Origin of the sequence: Streptomyces sp. NPDC059740 (assembly GCF_042733155.1) — a bacterium.
GTDB lineage: Bacteria > Actinomycetota > Actinomycetes > Streptomycetales > Streptomycetaceae > Streptomyces.
The window spans coordinates 1-16029 of sequence record NZ_JBHWGP010000071.1 but is presented as its reverse complement, the minus strand read 5'-3'; the positions used below and the strand labels follow the sequence as shown (position 1 = coordinate 16029).

At 73.1% G+C, this 16029-nt stretch carries 12 protein-coding genes; 9 read left to right on the top strand and 3 right to left on the bottom strand.

The window, feature by feature from the left end; all coding sequences use genetic code 11:
- The first annotated feature begins 641 nt into the window (after nt 1–641).
- From ACFV3R_RS33905 to ACFV3R_RS33880, 6 genes are read left to right on the top strand one after another with little or no spacing between them, the layout of a single operon-like run.
- On the top strand, nt 642–1769 hold the full coding sequence (locus ACFV3R_RS33905) for an LLM class flavin-dependent oxidoreductase (protein WP_385591220.1): 1128 nt from the start codon (nt 642–644) through the stop codon (nt 1767–1769).
- On the top strand, nt 1766–2299 hold the full coding sequence (locus ACFV3R_RS33900) for a GNAT family N-acetyltransferase (RefSeq protein ID WP_385591217.1): 534 nt from the start codon (nt 1766–1768) through the stop codon (nt 2297–2299). Before ACFV3R_RS33905 ends, ACFV3R_RS33900 begins: the two co-directional genes overlap by 4 nt.
- A gap of 11 nt (nt 2300–2310) precedes the next feature.
- Nucleotides 2311–3246: an ABC transporter substrate-binding protein gene (locus tag ACFV3R_RS33895; RefSeq protein WP_385591225.1), complete on the top strand. Its 936-nt coding sequence runs from the start codon at nt 2311–2313 to the stop codon at nt 3244–3246.
- A gap of 11 nt (nt 3247–3257) precedes the next feature.
- On the top strand, nt 3258–4268 hold the full coding sequence (locus ACFV3R_RS33890) for an amino acid ABC transporter permease (protein ID WP_385591214.1): 1011 nt from the start codon (nt 3258–3260) through the stop codon (nt 4266–4268).
- Nucleotides 4269–4285: 17 nt separating this feature from the next.
- On the top strand, nt 4286–5050 hold the full coding sequence (locus ACFV3R_RS33885; RefSeq protein WP_385591212.1) for an amino acid ABC transporter ATP-binding protein: 765 nt from the start codon (nt 4286–4288) through the stop codon (nt 5048–5050).
- Nucleotides 5051–5083: 33 nt separating this feature from the next.
- Entirely contained in the window at nt 5084–6064 is a 981-nt protein-coding gene (locus ACFV3R_RS33880; protein ID WP_385591210.1) for an ABC transporter substrate-binding protein, read from the top strand.
- 109 nt (nt 6065–6173) lie between these two features.
- Here ACFV3R_RS33880 and ACFV3R_RS33875 read toward each other — a convergent pair whose 3' ends face one another.
- Nucleotides 6174–9281, bottom strand: a complete 3108-nt coding sequence (locus ACFV3R_RS33875) for a family 78 glycoside hydrolase catalytic domain (protein ID WP_385591208.1) — start codon at nt 9279–9281, stop codon at nt 6174–6176.
- 405 nt (nt 9282–9686) lie between these two features.
- Here ACFV3R_RS33875 and ACFV3R_RS33870 point away from each other — a divergent pair, with 405 nt between their 5' ends.
- Entirely contained in the window at nt 9687–12866 is a 3180-nt protein-coding gene (locus ACFV3R_RS33870; RefSeq protein WP_385591206.1) for a discoidin domain-containing protein, read from the top strand.
- A gap of 343 nt (nt 12867–13209) precedes the next feature.
- Here the strand turns inward: ACFV3R_RS33870 and ACFV3R_RS33865 are convergent, their stop codons facing one another.
- Nucleotides 13210–13878, bottom strand: a complete 669-nt coding sequence (locus ACFV3R_RS33865; protein WP_385591205.1) for an antibiotic biosynthesis monooxygenase — start codon at nt 13876–13878, stop codon at nt 13210–13212.
- A gap of 121 nt (nt 13879–13999) precedes the next feature.
- On the opposite strand from ACFV3R_RS33865, the gene ACFV3R_RS33860 reads away from it, so the two are divergent.
- Nucleotides 14000–14455, top strand: coding sequence for a hypothetical protein (locus tag ACFV3R_RS33860; protein ID WP_385591203.1), 456 nt, complete (start codon nt 14000–14002; stop codon nt 14453–14455).
- Here ACFV3R_RS33860 and ACFV3R_RS33855 read toward each other — a convergent pair.
- Nucleotides 14421–14849 (bottom strand): lasso peptide biosynthesis B2 protein, encoded by a 429-nt coding sequence (locus tag ACFV3R_RS33855; protein ID WP_385591223.1) that lies wholly within the window; start codon nt 14847–14849, stop codon nt 14421–14423. The two genes, ACFV3R_RS33860 and ACFV3R_RS33855, sit on opposite strands and share 35 nt — an antisense overlap.
- Nucleotides 14850–15260: 411 nt before the next feature.
- On the opposite strand from ACFV3R_RS33855, the gene ACFV3R_RS33850 reads away from it, so the two are divergent.
- Nucleotides 15261–15974 carry a hypothetical protein gene (locus ACFV3R_RS33850; protein ID WP_385591201.1) on the top strand — a complete coding sequence of 238 codons (714 nt, stop codon included), beginning with the start codon at nt 15261–15263 and terminating at the stop codon, nt 15972–15974.
- The last annotated feature ends 55 nt before the right edge of the window (nt 15975–16029 follow it).

Below are 16029 nucleotides of genomic sequence, written 5' to 3'. Positions count from 1 at the left end.
CGCCGACGCCAACAACAGGCTCGGACCAGCCACTACAAGAGACGAGGCCACCGCCCAAGAGCTGAGGCCTCGTCACGGTAAGCACCGTTGCAGTACTAGGCGAGGAGGGCGCCGCCCTGTCAACGGTGTCCCTGCCGGTCGGGCCCGGACGGCCGCCCGCGCCGTCCGCCATGGCACCGCCCGCACTGTCCGTCATGGGATACGGCAGTTGACGCAGCGGCCGATGTACTGCTGAATGGGTCGCATGCCCGCCCAGCAGCGTTTGGTCTCGCGCGGCCACATCGACTTCTGTCGAGTGTGGTCCGCAGCGTGTTGCGCCTGACCCGGCAGCCGGCCGTCTGATCGGCCCTTCCCTCCCTCGGTGACCCCGTCGCGGGCCGAGCCTCCCTTCGCGCGAACCCTTTCGGATGCAGCACCGTCCTGCACCCGTCACGGCTGCCGCGAAGCGGGCACCTGCCACCGCCGACTCCGCTGCCGCCAGCTCCTTCCCGGTGCCGACCGAGGCACCCGGGCGTCGTCACGCACCCCTTCACCCTTCCCCGGTGGCGCTTTCCCTGACGGGACGCCACCCGCTTCCGCCTCGGCATCTTTCTTTGTCCTCCCCAGGTGAGATGCCGCGGCCTCCAGGAAAGGCCACTGTCATGCCCGTGGAGTTCCTCGGCATCGCCGCCACCAACGACGGCTCCGAGACCACACCCCGTTCAGGCGCCGCGTTCGACAAGGACTACACCCTCCGGCTCGCCCGGGCTCACGAGGACACCGGCTGGGACCGGGTGCTGTTCGCGTACGGGTCCGGCTCACCGGACCCGGCCACGGCCGCCGCATACCTCGCCGGCCGGCTGGACCGCCTGCAGCTCCTGCTCGCACACCGGCCCAACGTCTCCCAACCCACCTTCGCCGCACGGACGTTCGCGACCCTGGACCATATCAGCGAGGGTCGCCTGACGGTGCACTTCATCACCGGCGGCAACGACCACGAGCAGCGGCGTGAGGGCGACACCCTCACCAAGGACCAGCGTTACGCCCGCACTCGCGAGTACATCGAGATCGTCAAGCGGATCTGGACGAGCCGTGAGCCCTTCGACCACGAGGGCGAGTTCTACCGTTTCCAGGACTACGTCAGCGACGTCTTCCCCGTCCAGCAGCCGCGTCCCGGCGTCTCCTTCGGGGGTTCCTCGGCAGCCGCCTACGCGGCCGGCGCAGCGGAGGCCGACGTCTACTGCCTGTGGGGCGAGCCGCTGGCGAGCACGGCGGAGCAGATCACAGCCGTGCACGAGGCGGCGCGAGCGGCCGGCCGTGCCGAACCGCCGCGCATCCAGGTGGCGTTCCGTCCTGTCATAGCCCCCACCGAGGAACTGGCGTGGGAGAAGGCCCACCGCACGGTGGCGGCGATCCGGGCGCGGCGGGGTGCGGGTCCGGCCCGGCACCACAGGCCGGGTGCCCCGCAGAACACCGGGTCGCAGCGGCTGGTGGCGATCGCCGAGGCGGGCGAGCGCTACGACCGCGCGCTGTGGACCGCGACCGCCGCGGCGACCGGTGGGGCGGGCAACTCCAACGCCCTGGTGGGGACCCCCGAGACGGTCGCCCGGGCACTGCTGGACTACTACGACCTCGGCGTCGACATCCTCTCCGCCCGCGGCTACGACCTGCTGGCCGACGCCAGCGACTTCGGCCGCCACGTCATCCCGCTCGTCCGCGAGGAGGTGGCCCGTCGCGAGGCCGCGGGAGCACCGCGCGGACCGCAGACGCTGACGGCGGTCAGCGGATGAGCGCCGGGACCGGCCCGGCGCCGGCAGGCGGTCCGACGCTCGTGCGGGTGCCGGTCGGCGACCCCCGGGTGGCGCCGCTGCTGCGGGAGCTCGGCGAGGAGTACTCCGCCCGCTACGGGCGGGACGCCCACGCCGAGCTGGCCCGCTACCCGGACGAGGAGTTCACCGCGCCGCACGGCGGTGTGCTGCTCCTGCTGCTGGAGCGGGGCGAGTCGGTCGCGGGCGGTGCCTTCCGCAGGTTCGACCGGGACACCGCCGAGCTCAAGCGCATCTGGACGCACTCCGCGCACCGCCGGCGCGGTCTGGCCCGGCGGGTCGTCGCCGCCCTCGAACGTGAGGCGGCAGACCGCGGCTACCGGCGCCTCTATTTGACCACCGGGCCGCGGCAGCCGGAGGCGCGCGGCCTCTACCTCGCCGCCGGCTACACCCCGCTGTTCGACACCGGGGCCGACCCGGAGTCGATCGGTCCGCTGCCCTTCGAGAAGCACCTCCCCACCGCCTCACGTCCCGGAAAGGCATCCCGCCTGTGAAGCTCCACGGCATCAGCGGCCCGGTGCGCCGCACCGCCGCCACCGCCGCACTCCTGCCGCTGCTGGCCCTGACCGGCTGCGGCCCCGGGGAGGCCGGCGCCGAGTCCCCGCCGGGCGCCGGCACCGCGAGCGGGAACCCGGTGGCCGCCGTCCACAAGGTGGCCGGCATCGCCGCGCTGCTCCCCGCCGAGGTGCGCCGGAAGGGGACCCTGCGGGTCGGCACCTCGGTCGGCGCGCCGCCCTCGGCGTACTACCCCGGCGGGACGGGCGGGCGGCCGGCGGGCCAGGACATCGACATGGCGGACGCCGTGGCGAAGGTCCTCGGCGTGCGGCTGGAGCGACAGGACGCGTCCTTCGAGACCATCCTGCCCGCCCTGCGCAGCGGCAAGTTCGCCTTCGGCACCGGCAACTTCGGGGTGACCGCGGAGCGGCTGCCGACCATCGACTTCGTCACCTACGTCGACGACGGCCAGGGGTTCGCCGTGCAGCAGGGCGACTCCTCCTTCGGCAGGTCGATCACGAGTCTGACGGAGCTGTGCGGGCGCACGGTGGGCCTCAGCGCGGGCACCACCTTCGAGGCGACCCTCCAGGCCCACCGGGGGGACTGCCGCAAGGCCGGCCGCAAGCCGTACGAGGTGCGGGTCTTCGCCGAGTCCGGGGCACTCCTGACCGCCCTGCAGCAGGGGAGGGTCGACGTGGTGATGTCCACCATCAACGGTCTGCGGTACCAGGCCTCCCAGCCCGCCTCCCACACCGCGTTCCTCGGCGAGTACCACCGTCTCGACGTCGGTTTCGCCTTCGCCAAGGGCTCCCCGCTCACCCGTGCGTTCCAGGCGGCCGTCAACGAGCTGATCAGGGACGGGGTGTACGCCCGCATCCTGCGCAAGTGGGGAACCACCGGCTCGGCGATCCGCACCTCGCGCATCAGCCCGCCCGAGCACCGGTGAGGGGCCGCACCGTGGAACTGACCCCCGCCCGCGCCCCGCAGGGCGCCGCCCCGCCACCGGGTTCCGTGCAGTCCGCCCCGGGCCCCGAGGACCTCGTTCGGCTCCGGGTGGTCCCCGCGCGCCACTGGGGCAGGTGGTGCGCCGCCCTCGCCGTGCTGGTTCTCGCTGCGCAGTTCGCGCACGGGCTGCTGACCAACCCGGTGTGGGAGTGGGAGGTGTTCCGCTCCTACGTGCTCTCGCGCACCATCGTGCAGGCCGTGGGGGTGACGCTGCAGCTCACCGGGTACGCCTCGGTGCTGGGCTTCGTCCTCGGCACGGTCCTGGCGTTCATGCGGCTGTCACGCAATCCGGTGCTGCAGACGGTGGCCTGGGCCTACGTCTGGGTGTTCCGGTCCATCCCCGTCATCGTCCAGCTCGTCTTCTGGTTCAACCTGGGTGCCCTCTACCGGAGCCTGGGCGTCGGCGTCCCCTTCGGGCCGGTGCTGTGGTCGGTGGACAGCAACAGTCTCATCGGCACCATCGGCGCGGCGCTGATCGGGTTGTCCCTGCACCAGGCCGCCTACGCCGCCGAGGTGGTGCGCGGCGGGGTCCTCTCCGTCGACGCCGGCCAGTTGGAGGCGGCCGCCGCGCTGGGCGTACCGCGGTGGCGGCAGGTGCGGCGCATCGTGCTGCCGCAGGCGATGCGGGCCGCGCTGCCCACCGCGGGCAACGAGGTCATCGGGCTGCTCAAGGGCACCTCGGTGGTGTACGTCATGGCCATCGGCGAGCTCTTCTACCGGGTCCAGGTGGTCTACGGCCGCAGCGGGCAGGTCATCCCGCTGCTGATGGTCGCGACCGCCTGGTACGTCTTGCTGACCTCGGTGCTCTCGGTGCTCCAGTACTACGTGGAGCGCCGCTTCGCCCGCGGCGCCGACCGCAGTCCGCCGCCCACCCCCCTGCAACGCCTCCGGCGCACCCTCGCCTCCGCGCGGGCCGCCGCCGAGGGGCCCCGTCCCCTGCCGGCGGCCCGCCGGGCCGCCTGACAACTTACGGAGATCTCATGAGCGACGTCATGGTGGACGTCCGCGGCGTCCACAAGAGTTTCGGCCCGCTGCAAGTGCTGCGCGGGGTGGACCTGCAGGTCCCGGCGGGCGGCGTCACCGTGGTCCTCGGCCCGTCCGGGTCGGGGAAGTCGACGCTGCTGCGCACCATCAACCACCTGGAGAAGATCGACCGGGGCTGGATCAGCATCGACGGTGAGCTGATCGGCTACCGGCGCTCCGGCGACCGGCTGCACGAGCTGAAGGAGAAGGAGGTCCTGCGCCAGCGCACCCACATCGGGTTCGTCTTCCAGAACTTCAACCTCTTCCCCCACCTGACCGTCCTGGAGAACCTCGTGGAGGCGCCGGTCTCCGCACTGCGACGACCGCGCGGGGAGGCCGCCGCCACGGCACGCCGGCTGCTGGAGCGGGTGGGGCTCGCGGACCGCGCGGACGCCTACCCCCGTCAGCTCTCCGGTGGCCAGCAGCAGCGGGTGGCGATCGCGCGCGCACTGGCCCTGGAACCGAAGGTGCTGCTCTTCGACGAACCGACCTCGGCGCTCGACCCGGAGCTGGTGGGCGAGGTGCTCGACGTCATCAAGGACCTCGCCCGCAGCGGTACCACCATGGTCGTGGTCACCCACGAGATCGGGTTCGCCCGTGAGGTCGCCGACACGGTGGTGTTCATGGACGGCGGGGTGGTGCTCGAGCAGGGCCCGCCCTCGGCCGTGCTGGACGCCCCGCAGCACGAGCGCACCCGCGCCTTCCTCTCCAAGGTCCTCTGACCCCTCCCTCCGCTCCCCGCACAGGAGACCCTCGTGTCCACCCGCTTTCCCCGCCGTGCCGTCCTCCTGCCCCTCGCCGTCACCGCGGCCCTCGCCCTGGCCTCCTGCGCCGATCCCGTGGGCGGCGCCACCACCGAGGTCGCGGCGCCCGGCGGCCACGGCATCCGGATCAACAACAGCCCCGACCAACACCGTGTGCGTACGGAGAAGGCCGCCGCCCTCGCGGCCGAAGTGCCCGCGGCGGTGCGCGACCGCGGCGTGCTGCGGATCGTGGGGTCGGCCGAGAGCTCACCGCCGCTGGGGTTCTACGCCACGGACGACCGGACCCGCATCGGTGTCGAGATCGACCTGGCGTACCTCGTCGCGGAGACACTGGGGCTGCGGCCGCAGTTCTCCACCGCCTCCTGGGAGAACGTCTTCGTCGGACTCGACAGCGGCAGGTACGACGTCGGTTTCAGCAACATCACCGACACCGAGGAGCGCAAGAAGAAGTACGACTTCGCCTCTTACCGCAAGGACGACATCGCCTTCGAGGCGCGACGGGGCAGCGGGCTGAAGGTCCGCGATTACCGCGACGTGGCGGGGAGGACGGTGGCGGTGAACTCCGGGACCAACCAGGAGAGGATTCTTCTGGAGTGGAGCAGGAAGGCGCAGCGGGCCGGCCTGGAACCGGTGGACGTCAAGTACTACAAGGCCGCCGGCGACATCTACCTCGCCCTGGCCTCCGGGCGCATCGACCTCTACCTGGGCCCCGACCCGACCTCCGCCTACCACGTCGCCGCGGCCGGGAAGACGGAGATCGCGGGCACCACCTCCGGGGCGGGCACCCGGCAGGGACTGATCTCGGCCACCACCAGGAAGGGCAACGGCCTGGTCGGACCGCTCGCCGACGCGGTCAACGAGATCATCGGCAACGGCACCTACGCCCGGGTCCTGAGGCGCTGGGGCCTGTCGGCTGAGGCGGTGCACAAGTCGGAGGTCAACCCGCCGGGTCTGCCCGCGAGCGACGGATAGCAGCCGCCCGGCCGGAGAGCGCCCCGGCACCGCGCGGGACCGGCGCGACGCCCCGGCGTGAGGCGGGCCGCGGTCCACGTCCCCGTGGTCCGCGGCCCGCTTCCGCCCGTCAGCTCAGGTCCGAGGTCAACTCGTAGGTGCCCGAGGGCAGTCGGTAGGAGGCCGTGCCGTCCTCGTAGCCCAGGTACTCGACCCCGGGCACGTGTGACAGGGGTGTTCTGCCCTCCCTGACGCTCGCGGCGTCGGCGGTGGGCAGACGCAGGGTCGCGGTGCTGTTCGCCGGGACCGTGGCGCGGTAGGTCAGGGTCCGGTCGCGCGTGGTCCACTCGCTGGTGATCTGCCCGTAGGGCGAGAGGTGCGAGCCGGAGACGTGCGTGATCCTGCCGGTCGGGTCCGGGTGCGGGCGCAGGAGGAAACGGCGGAAGCCGGGGTGGTCCGGGTCCTTGGCGATGCCCGCCATGCTCTCGTACATCCACTCCATGATGGCGCCGTAGGAGTAGTGGTTGAAGGAGTTCATCTCCACCGGCCCGAAGCCGTCCTCCTCGGAGTACGAGTTCCACCGCTCCCAGACCGTGGTGGCCCCGTTCTTCACCGAGAACAGCCAGGAGGGCATGGCGTCCTGGTGGAGGAGGGTGTACGCCAGGTCGGCGCGGCCCTCGTCGGTCAGGACCGGGGCGAGGACGTTCACGCCGAGGAACCCGACGGAGAGGGTGTTCTCCGCGTACTGGACCCGCGTGCTGTCGGGGTGGGCCGCCTTGTAGGCGGCGTCGTTGCCGATGTTGTCGGCCAGCAGCGTGACCAGCTGGCGCCGCTGGGCCTCGGTGTCGTACAGACCGAGTTTGAGCGCCCACAGCAGGGCGGTCTGGCTGTTGTCCTCGGGGGCGCTGCCGCTGCCGGGCTTGCCCCCGAGGCTGGAGCGGAGGGTGACCTTGCCGTCCGCGGTGCTCAGGTAGGTGGTGAGGAACGCCCGCTTGATGCGGCTGAACAGGGTGTCGTACCGGTCGGCCTCGGCGGTGCGTCCGGTGGCCCGGGCCATCTGCGCCATCAGGCGGGTGACGTAGCCGTAGTAGACGTCGCTCACCAGCTGCGTCCCGGTGCTCTGCGGTGCGAGCCAGTCCGCGAAGAGCGCGCCCTGTCCGGTGTACTTCTCGCCGGTCCTGCCCTGGATCCAGTCCAGGTACCGGGTCATCGCCGGCCAACTGCGTTCGACGACGGTGGGGTCACCGCTCATCTGCCAGACCGTCCAGGGCAGGACGACCCCGCAGTCCGCCCAGCCGCTCACCGGGGAGGCGGCGTTGTAGCGGTTTCCCGGCGAGACGGCGGTGAACTGGGCTCCGTCGAGGCCGTAGATCTGCTGGGAGTCGATCAGGTTGTCCTGGAACTGGCTGAGGAAGGTGGCCGCGTCGGCGTTGTAGAGGCCGGTGTTGCAGAACAGCTGCGTGTCGCCGGTCCAGCCCAGTCGCTCGTCGCGCTGCGGGCAGTCGGTGGGCACCCACAGGTAGTTGCCGCGCTGGCCCCAACGGACGTTGCTGATGAGCTGGTTGACGGTGGCGTCGTCGGTGGTGACCGAGCCGATGTCACGTGTCGCGGAGGTGGCCACCGCGCCGGTCAGTCCGGTGAGCGTGACGGGGCCGCCGGTGACGGTCACCGAGGCGTACCGGAACCCGTAGAAGGTGAGCGAGTCCTGGTGGGTCTCCCCCTCCGCGTCGCCCCGGAGGACGTAGGTGCTGGTGGCCTTGGCGGTGCGCAGGTTGGCCCGGTAGAGGGAGCCTTCCGGTCCGTCGGCGCCCTTGCTGGTGTCGTTGAGCATCTCGCCGAACCGGAAGGTGACTTCGGCGCCGGCGGGGCCGCGGAGGGTGTAGCGGGGGACGCCCACCATGTTCTGCCCCAGGTCGAACAGGACGGTGTCGCCGTCGCCGAGGGTGACCGCCGCGGTGGCCGCCTTCGCCGGGTCGGTCACCGAGCGCCCCGGGTCGACGACGACGCGGCCGCGGCCGTTGGGGCTGCCGTCCTCGCCGGTGACACCCGTGCAGACGGTGATCGACTGCGGCCTGCGGTCCCACTGCGGCATCAGCCGGGCGGACTCGGCCGGGTAGGCGACCAGCTTCGCGTCGGGGAAGCGGGTGGTGTGGTCGTTCTCAGTCACTTGCGACCAGGCGGAGTCGTCGAAGCCGGGCGAGGTCCAGCCGGGCATTTCCTTGCGCGCGTCCGTGCTCTGGCCGTCGTAGATGTCGTCGGCGCGGTAGGGGCCGGTGTCCGTGGCCCGCCAGCCCGCGCCGGGGGCGGTGACCATGCTCTGCGTGGAGCCGTCGGCGTAGCGGAGCAGGAGTTTCGCCTTCAGCGCCAGGGGGTGGCCGTCCGCGGAGTAGTAGGTGCTGCCCTCGGAGATGCGGGCGTTGTACCAGCCGTTGCCCAGGACGGCTGCGAGGACGACCTTCCGCCGGCCCGCGACCAGGTCGGTGACATCGTAGGTCAGGTAGTTGACGGTCCGGTCGTAGTTGGTCCAGCCGGGGGCCAGCAGTTCCCAGGTGGTGCCCCCGTCCTGCGGAACACCCACGCGTCGGCCGTTGACGTGGGCCTCGTAGACGCCCAGCGCCGAGACGTACAGTCGTGCCTCGCGGACCTCCGCCCGCAGTGGCGCCTCCCGCCGCAGCATCGGGGCTCCGGCGCTGCCGGGCTCCTTGCCGGCCATGCTGATCCACCGGGCCCCCTCCCAGCCGGCGACCCCGTCGGTGCTCAGCAGCCCGGTCTCGAAGTGGGCGGTGGGGGCGTCGGCGACGGGCCGGCCGTCCTCGTCCCACACCCGGACCGTCCAGAAGTAGCGGGTGGAGGCGCGCAGCCGTCCACCGGGGCAGCGCACGGCGACCGAGTCGGCGGAGGTGACCCGGCCGCTGTCCCACACGTCGGCCCGGCCCTGCCGCAAGCGTTCGGCGGAGGTCGCCACGAGGATCCGGTAGGCGCTCTGGCGCCGGCCGCGCACCGTGGAGGTCATGCGCCACCCGAACCGCGGCCGGTCCGCGTCCACGCCGAGCGGGTCGGTGCGGTGCTCGACGGTCAGCCCGGTCACAGCGGTCCCGTGCGGGAGCGGTGCGGCAGCGGCACCTCCCCCGCTCCCGATGCCGCCCGCCATGGCCAGCGGCACGGTGCTCACCGCCGCGCCGAGCACGGTCCTGCGCCGCAGCCCGCCCCGGGCCCCGCCGTCGACTCCCTCGTCCATGCCGCGTCCCTTCGGCCGTCGAAGTTGTATCGATTCAGTGCGATTGACGGGTGAACATAGCGGCGTGGACTCCACCTGTCCATGCATCAGACACCATGTGCCGCCGCTGGCCGCGGGTGGCGCGGACACTGCCGGCCCTGAGCACAGGAAAGGCGAGTTGAGACGTTGCAAAAAAAGGGGGGAAGCATTGGCCCCTCTCCGTCCCGCGACGGGAACGGGGCGGTGGGCCGCCCGGGTCCACGAAGGGCCACGGGCGGGGTGGGGGCCGCCGCGGGCCGAGCCGGCGCACCTCCCCCGGTGCCCAGCGGGCCGCCGGGCGCGCCACACACCTGCCACGGCGAACCACTGTCCGACGTATTGACTCCCCGCGGAGCGCCCCCGAAGAATGACCGATCGTTGACAACGTTGTCTGCCGCGAAGGACGTCACCGTGGACCACCGCACCACTCCGCTGAGCAGGCGCCGCTTCGCCCAACTGGGCGCGGCGGCAGTCGCCCTGGCCCTCACGTCGGAGGTGGCGGGCGGGACGCCGGCCGGCGCCGCCGAGGTCCCGGCCCGAGGAGCGGCGGCCGCCCTGTCCGGTGACGAGGTGGCCCGGACCTACCACCGGGTCCTGCTGACGCACACCCGCTGGACCGAGACCCAGTGGGACGCCGGGGCGGGCCACTACACGGCCAAGGACTTCGGGTTCGCGGTGGTCCTCGGGCACGCGCTGCTGCTCACCCGCGGCGGGTACGACGCCGAACTGGCCGGGGTGGACCGGGAGACGCTCCGCTCGCGCACTCTGGCCACGCTCTCCCACTTCGCCGCGTTCAACCGTCTGACGGGTGGTTCCGAGTGGGGCCGCACGCTCTTCTTCGACACCACCTTCCAGCTCTACTTCGTCCTTGCGGCGCGGCTGCTGTGGGACGAGCTGGACGGCCCGACCCGCGAACGGGTGGACACCATCGTGCGGGAGCAGGCGCGCTACACCGCCTCGCTCGGCACCGGGGACGACCCCGCCTCCGGGGACTGGACGCCGAACGGGTTGCTCGGCGGCCACGTGGGCGACACCAAGCTGGAGGAGATGGGCGTCTACGCGCAGTCGCTGGCCCCGGGCCTGGCGTGGGCGCAGGACGACGCGGACCACGAGGTGTGGCGCGCGGCGTACGGCAGGTGGAGCCGTAACGAGACCGGTCTGCCGGCCGCGGACCGGGCCAACCCCGCGCTGGTCGACGGTGTTCCGGTCAGCGACAACACCGCACACAACCTGTACGACACCTTCCTGGTCGAGAACCACGGCTCGTTCGGCCCGCACTACCAGTGCGAGCTGTGGCGCACCTCGGGGCGGAACGCCGTGCACTTCCTCACCGCCGGCCGCCCGCTGCCCGAGGTGCTGACCGCGCAGCCCAACGGCGACCTGCTCTGGCAGACGATCATGCTGGTGATGAGCGACGCCGGGGAGCCGCTGATGCCGATGGTCGAGGACCGCGAGCACCTCTACGGACGGGACGTCATACCGGTGGCCTTCCGGGCGCAGGTCCTGGGCGACGGTTACGCCGCCTGGGCCGAGCAGGCGCTGGCCCGGCGTCTTGCCGCCTACCAGGCGTACCCGCCGCAGTACCGGGTCGCCAAGTTCTCGGGCGAGCCGAAGTACGAGCCGGAGGCGCGCGCCGAGATCGCGATCAGCTACCTGCTGCACGAGTGGCGGGCCCGGCAGGGGTGGGCGGTCCGGGCGCGTACCGGGAAGGAGTTCTTCGCCCACGCCCGCGGGGTGCGGGATTTTGGTGCCGGCCCGGGGCTCGTCGCGCACCAGTCGCCCGCTGCCTGGGCGGGGGCCGTCAGCAAGCCCGGGTTCGTGAAGTTCGCCTGGCAGCCCGGCCACGACGACTGGCTCTTCCGGCTCAGCGGGGCCACCCCGATGTTCCTGCCGTCGACCGCCGGCGTGGTCCGCAGCCGGTCCGTCACCACCTACGCCGAGGCTCGCGACGGCCTCGACGCCACCGCCACGCTCCTGGGCCTGGACGGCGGCTTCGCGGGGCTGACCACGCTGCCCGGCGGGGAGGCGGTGTACGCGACGAGTGGTACCGGCGCGGGCGAGGGCCACCTGGAGGTCTTCAACCTCACCATGCCGGGCGTCCCCGGGCTGGAGGGCGCCCGTACCTACACGGGCGCGGGCGGCACGGTCACCGTCAAGGCCGCCGACGTGGACGGTACGCCGCCGTCCGAGGGTCGCACCGACGACCTCGTCTTCACCCCGTCCGTCCACCGCTACCTCCGCATGGCCGGGGTCCGCGGCGAACCCCGGTACGGCTACTCTCTCTTCGCCTTCGAGGCCCGGGACGGTGCCGGCGGAGGGGACCTGGCCCGCGGCGCCACCGCCACCGCCTCGTCCTCGGACACCGGCAGGGGACCGGGGATGGCGGTGGACGGGGACCCGGACTCCCGCTGGGCGGTGTCGGTGGCGGACCGCGGCCGGGCCGACAGCTGGCTGGCGGTGGACCTCGGCGCGCCGCGGCGGCTGGACCGGGTCCGGCTGTCCTGGGAGGCGGCGGCGGGTCGCGCCTACCGTGTGCAGGGTTCCCCGGACGGCAAGTCGTGGACGGACCTGGTGCGCTACCCGGAGGCGGACCTCACCGACACCGGTGGCTGGCTGGGTGTCGACGGCCGGGCCGGCCTCGTCGTGCGCGGCGCGCGCAACCCGGTGGCCATGTACGGGGACACCGTCGTGCTCTCCGACGGACCGGCCGAGCCGTTGGTGGTGGAGGCACTGCCCGACGGTGACGTGGAGGCGCTGCGGGCGGCGGCCGGGCGCGCCGCCCCGCGCAGCGCCGCACCGGCCGTCCGGGCCGGGACCGCCGGCGGCCACCTCAGCGTCTTCAACCTGTCGGACTCCCCGGTCACGACGGTGGTGACCGTACCCCAGGGCCCCTCCGTACTGCGGTTGTTCGCGGGCGAGCAGACGGTGACGGACGAGGGCAGCGAGGTGGCCATCCGGCTGGGGGCGGCGAGCGCCGCGGTACTGCCGGCGCGGTTCACCGTGCGGGCCGTGGGCGGCGGGCGGCTGCCCTCGGGGCTGCGGACCCACGTCGTCGACGCCGCCACGCTGACCCTGTCCGGGCCGGCCTGCCGCCTGGTGGTGACGAGTACGCAGGGCGGCGAGCGCCGCGTCACCCTGCGCGGCGGCGAACGGCGGGTGCGCTTCCCCGCGACCGTGCCCTACCCGCTGGCGGACCTGGCCCGCGGCCGGACCACGTTCCCTTCCTCTCCGCTGCCGGCCGGGATGTCCGACCCGGCAGCCGCCGTCGACGGCGACCCGCACACCGCGTGGACACCGGGCGAACACGGCCGGATGGTCGTGGACCTGGGGGCCGCGACAGCCGTGGGACGCGTCGAGGCGCTGTGGACCGGTACGCCCGTGAAGGCCGCCGTCGAGCACAGCACGGACGGGGTGACGTGGAGCACCGCCGGCCGCCTGACGGGCTCGGGCCGCACCACGTCACTGCGGACCACGGTCACCGCCCGGTACCTGGCCCTCGCCGTCGAGGGGTGGTCGAGCGGCGCCGCCCGTCTGGCGTCCCTCTCGGTCACGGCTCCCGGGAGCTGATACGAAATCCGCGGCCCCGCCGAGGGCCCCTGCGTGTGGAGGTACCCGGACGGGCCCCGCCGCACCGCGTCGGTGACCGCCACCGCGGCCGGCAGGGCGCGACCGGTGCCCAGGCCCGGTGGCACGGGCTCCGCCAGGACCTGTACTGCACGGTCACCGACGTCACCACCGACGACGCCGCCACCCGAGCCACGAAGTGCTGGGGGTCTTCAGCCGCCGTACGCTCGCCCGCGGGGTGCTGCCCGGCCCTCTCACGGTCAACCCCTCGAAGGGGAAGGCGTACCGGCTCGCCGCAGGGTGAGTCGAAGGCCTTGCCCTGCCCGGCTCCGGGGGCCCGGGCGGCCTACCCGCGTTGCGGTACCGCGGCGGGTCCTTCCACCGAGCCCAGCAACCGGTACCGCTGCGGAAGCCCGGCGGTCCCGCCTTCGTCACCGAGGGCCGGGAGGATGGGAGACCCGCCGTCGGCCTCCGGCACCTGCGCCCACACCAGCGCCCGGGTGCCGGAGGTCTCGCCCAGCACCCAGGCGGGACCCCAGCCGGTGTCGGGCGAGGCCTGCAGCCGGGCCGCGGCGCGGGTGCACCAGGCGCCGGCCTCCGGCGCGGTGGACAGCTCCGCCCGGACGAGGAGAGCAGCGCCCGGGGCCCCCGCCTCCGGTCCCGACGCGACGCGGTGGCGGACCCGGTAGCGCCGGAGTCCGGGGCGTTCGATTCCCGGCACCTCCTGGTCGATACGGCCGACCATGTCCTGCCGGTGGCGGCGGACGAAGGCCGTGTGCTCCTCGTCCCCGGTCCACTGCCCCAGGCAGAGCAGCGCCTCGCCGTCGGCGGCTGCGAAACAGCTGAGCCGCAGGAACCCGTGCGGCCGGAACCGGGACGACAGGTCCCGCCACTCGCCCAACAGGGCTTGCGTGGCCGCGAGCCCGCGCTCGGGCGTCCCCACGATCCACTCACTGACCAGTACGGTGCCGGCCGACGGGTGGAACGGGGCGGTCGGGGGTGGGTTCTCGGGCATGGTGCCTCCTTCTGAGCCGGGGCTCAAGCGGACAACATGAAGCGCACTTCATGTCCAGTACCGGAGACGGCCTCGGGGCCCGCTGTGCTCGTCCGGCCTGGAGCGGGGCATGATCGAGGCCATGGCACATGCGCACCTGCCGACCACCGAGGCGGCCGTCGCCGCGGTCCGTGAGATCGCCGAGGAGTTCGGACGGGAGGTGGTGGTGACCCACGACGTGGGCGCCGACCGGACCTCACGCCGCACCGGGGTGGGCTCGTTCGCCGTCACCGACCCCGACGGCACCCTGCCGCACGAGGCGTACCTGGAGATGGGCGGCGCTCCTGCCGTGACGGTGCAGCTCTTCGCGGAAGGCGATGCCGCGATCGTGGTCGACGGCGTCGAGTTCCGCGACGTGCCGCGTGACAGCGTCCCGGCCTTCCTGCGTTCCGTCCTGGGCGGGCTGGCCTTTGTCAGGTCCCGGTTCTTCCCCCCGGGGCAACGGCTGCTCGTACCGCTGCCGGGTGACAGGACCTACAGCGAGCCGGTCCCCGGCTTCTCCCTCACCCCGTGGCTGGCCCGCAGCGTGCGCTCGTGAGTACCGCACCCGGCAGGTCCTGGCCGCGGGAGCCGGGGTCAGCCCGGTGGCCGGGCACGTCGGGCGAGGACAGGGGTGGGACGGTGAGGACCGGGGTGCGGCCGGTCGCTGAGGGCCCTTCGACCGCCACCCAGGCGTGAACCGAGAAGGGATGGGTGCGCACCCCGGTGCACCAGGTGGGCCGGACTCCTCGCAGACGGGACAGGACCACGGTGGCAGGCGAGCGGCGCAGGCAGCCCTGCGGGCCGGCGCAGCGGCGGCTGACGGCGCTCACCACGGTGCGGGCCGGGAGCGTCTGGCCGGCGGTGCCGGGGCCGCGCCCCGGCGCAGCAGCCGCAGGGCCGGCCCGCGGTAGGGCGACGGCCTGGCGAGCACGGCGGCGGCGAAGGCGCACCACGCGCCGGGAAGGTGCCGCACCGGCGGCGGTCCGGCGGCGGTCGGTCCACGGCGGCCGGCGCCGACGGAAGAGCCCCGGCAGGAAAGGAATGAAATGACCATGCCATGAATCTTGTCCCGGCGGGAGGGCTCCCCTACCCTCGCGTCGGCCGGAGCGCCCCGCCCGGTGTCGAAACGGTTCGACACCCGCCACTCCGGTCACAGCCCGCCCCCGGCCGGCCCGCGGAACGTACGGCTGCGGACCGGACGACACCCGCACGCGCCCACCGGGACACGGGCGCACCCGTCAGGAGCCGGCACCTCGGCGCGGGCGCGGTCCGGGGCCGCCCACGGCCACCGCCGCACCGCACCGCCGCCCGGCCGTGTCCCGCGGCGCCTGCCCAGCCCACCTCCCCGTGGAAGGAACGCCATGGCACGACACCTTCTCCGCCGCCTCGTCATGGGCCTGCTGGCCCCCGCGCTCGCCCTCGGTTCGGCGGTGGCCTTCGCCGCCGCGCCCGCCCAGGCGGCGACGTGGAACTCCTGCGACCAGTGGGGGTCCACCACGCTCGACGGCTACACCCTCTACAACGACATCTGGGGTTCGGGCGCCGGCACCCAGTGCATCTGGGCGGACTCGGGCACCCACTGGGGTGTCACGGCGGACCACCCGAACACCGGAGGCATCAAGTCCTACCCCAACTCCAAGAAGGTGGTGAACAAGCCGATCTCCGCCCTGTCCTCGCTCACCAGCCACTACGACGTCACCCTGCCGTCGGGCGGGGCCTATGACACCTCGTACGACATCTGGGACACGGACTACGACTACGAGATCATGCTGTGGGTCAACCACGCCGGGGCCGTGGGGCCCATCGGGACCAAGCAGGCCACCGTGTCACTGGGCGGTCACACCTGGGACGTCTACAAGGGCGACAACGGCGCCAACCAGGTGTTCTCCTTCCTGCGGACCTCCAACTCCACCTCCGGTTCGGTCGACGTGCTGCCGATCCTGAAGTGGCTGAAGGACACGCAGCGGTGGATGGGTGACGAGACCGTCGGAGACGTGCAGTTCGGCTTCGAGATCACCTCGGCCGCCGGCGGACTGGACTTCACCGCCAACGACGTCAGCGTCTCCGCCGGCTGAGCCACGCGGGACCGCTTCTCCCTCTTCACGGGCGGCGGGTGACGGCCCACAGGGC